Source organism: Streptomyces sp. NPDC006265 (genome assembly GCF_040613555.1).
Lineage (GTDB): Bacteria > Actinomycetota > Actinomycetes > Streptomycetales > Streptomycetaceae > Streptomyces.
The window spans coordinates 1-2,144 of sequence record NZ_JBEXSH010001195.1; the positions used below are offsets into that span (position 1 = coordinate 1).

Here is a 2,144-nt window from a genome sequence, read left to right on the forward strand (position 1 = left end):
GGCCGCGTCACCGGACAGGTTGTGGGCGTCGGTCATGGCTGTGCCTCCTTGACCTGCTGGCAGCGGGCGCAGTAGCGGGCCTGCGGCGAGGATGTTCTCCCGGGCCGCCGAAGCGGTCCACTCGGCGGTGGCGGTGAGCCGGTCGCGGGGATCGCTGTGCCCGGTGAGCGCGCGGTCCACCCCGGCGAGAAATCCGTCGGCCTCTCTCCTGACGAGCGCCCGGGCGAGGCCGTCCTTGCTGCCGAACTCGTTGTACAGCGTCTGCCGGGACACTCCGGCCGCCGCGGCCACATCCACCATCCGTACGGCGGACCACGGCCGGCGCACCAGGGCCGTGTAAGCGGCGTCGAGTAGGCACTCCCGCGCTGCAGGCATCTTCGCCTCCCCTTGGGGCGAGCGGTCTGCGCCCAGATTTGACGTGCGTGGAACCACTGTCAAGGGTTCGCGGGCGCGCGCGGGGGCGCGTTTCGGCCTTGTCGCGCGGGGCGTTGGGCCGGAGGCTCACGCCCTTGTCGCGCGGGACCTCGGCCTGGTGCCTACGGTTTTGACCCGCGTGGCGTCGGCCCGGCCGGGTACGGCCTTGTCCCGCGCGGCGTCGGCCCGGAGGGCTACGTCGGGTCGTCGTCGAACTTCGAGGTCGACCAGAAGTAGCCGAGCACCGCGAGGCCGAGGCACCAGGCGACGGCGAGCCATCCGTTGTGGCCGATCCCGGTGCCGAGCAGCAGGCCGCGCAGGGTCTCGATGGCCGGGGTGAAGGGCTGGTACTCGGCGATCGGCTGGAACCACCCCGGCATCGCGTCGAGCGGGACGAAGGTGCTGGACAGCAGCGGCAGCAGGATCAGGGGCATCGCGTTGTTGCCGGCGGCCTCGGCGTTCGGGCTGACCAGGCCCATGCCGACCGCGATCCAGGTGAGTGCCGTGGCGAACAGCACGAGCAGTCCGAAGGCCGCGAGCCACTCCAGGACGGTGGCGTCGGTGGAGCGGAAGCCGATGGCCAGACCGACGGCACCGACGAGCACCACGCTGACGACCGCCTGCAGCACGCTGCCGACGACGTGCCCGATGAGCACCGAGCCCCGGTGGACGGCCATGGTCCGGAAGCGGGCGATGATGCCCTCGGTCATGTCGTTGGAGACGGAGACCGCGGTGCCGATCGTGGTGCTGCCGATGGTCATCAGCAGCAGGCCGGGGACGACGAAGGCGATGTATGCGGAACGGTCCGGACCACCACCGCCGATGCCCGCGCTCATGGTGTCGCCGAAGATGTAGACGAAGAGCAGCAACAGCATGATCGGTGTGAGCAGCAGGTTCAGAGTGAGGGACGGGTAGCGCCGGGCGTGCAGCAGATTGCGGCGCAGCATGGTGGCCGAGTCGCGCACGGCGAACGAGAGGGACGTCATCGGGCCGTCTCCTTGGGCTGGTCGGTGTCGCCCGTCAGGGCGAAGAACACGTCGTCGAGGTCGGGGGTGTGCACGGTCAGTTCGTCCGCTTCGATCCCCGCCGTGTCGAGGCGGTCGAGGATGGCTCGCAGTGCGCGCTGGCTGCCGTCGCTGGGGAGTTGGAGGGCGAGGGCGTCGTCGTCGCGGGTGCTGTCGCCGAGGGCCGCGGCGGCGTTCCGGTGGGCGACCGGGTCGGTGAAGCGGAGCCGGACGTGTCCGCCGGGGACGATCCGCTTGAGTTCCTCGGCGGTGCCTTCGGCGGCGAGGGTGCCGTTGTGGAGGACGGCGATGCGGTCGGCGAGTTCGTCGGCTTCCTCCAGGTACTGGGTGGTGAGGAAGACGGTGACGCCTCCGGTGACGAGGTCGCGGATGATCTGCCACATGCTGTGGCGGGCGCGGGGGTCGAGGCCGGTGGTGGGTTCGTCGAGGAAGATGATCCTGGGACCGCCGACCAGGGTCATGGCGATGTCGAGGCGGCGTTTCATGCCGCCGGAGTAGGCGGAGGCGGGCTTCTTCGCCACGTCGGTGAGGTCGAAGCGCTCCAGCAGTCCGGCGGCGACGCGGCGTCCCTCGCGTTTGGGCAGGTGGTGCAGGTCCGCCATGAGGAGCATGTTCTCCTCGCCGGTGATCAGGCCGTCGACCGCGGAGAACTGGCCGGTCACGCCGATCGCGGCGCGTATGGCCTGCGGGTCGGCGGCGAGGTCG

At 70.7% G+C, this 2,144-nt stretch carries 3 protein-coding genes; all 3 read right to left on the minus strand.

All coding sequences use genetic code 11. The features are described 5' to 3' along the window. The coding region (locus tag ABZ281_RS46965; protein WP_356664693.1) for a helix-turn-helix domain-containing protein at positions 1–375 on the minus strand (375 nt) is incomplete at its 3' end. Positions 376–608: 233 nt separating this feature from the next. Next, the gene (locus tag ABZ281_RS46970) at positions 609–1,400 is read right to left on the minus strand and encodes an ABC transporter permease (RefSeq protein WP_356664695.1); all 792 of its coding nucleotides are present in this window, start codon (positions 1,398–1,400) and stop codon (positions 609–611) included. After that, on the minus strand, positions 1,397–2,144 hold a 748-nt coding region (locus ABZ281_RS46975; protein WP_356664697.1), incomplete at its 5' end, for an ATP-binding cassette domain-containing protein. The genes ABZ281_RS46975 and ABZ281_RS46970, both read right to left, overlap by 4 nt.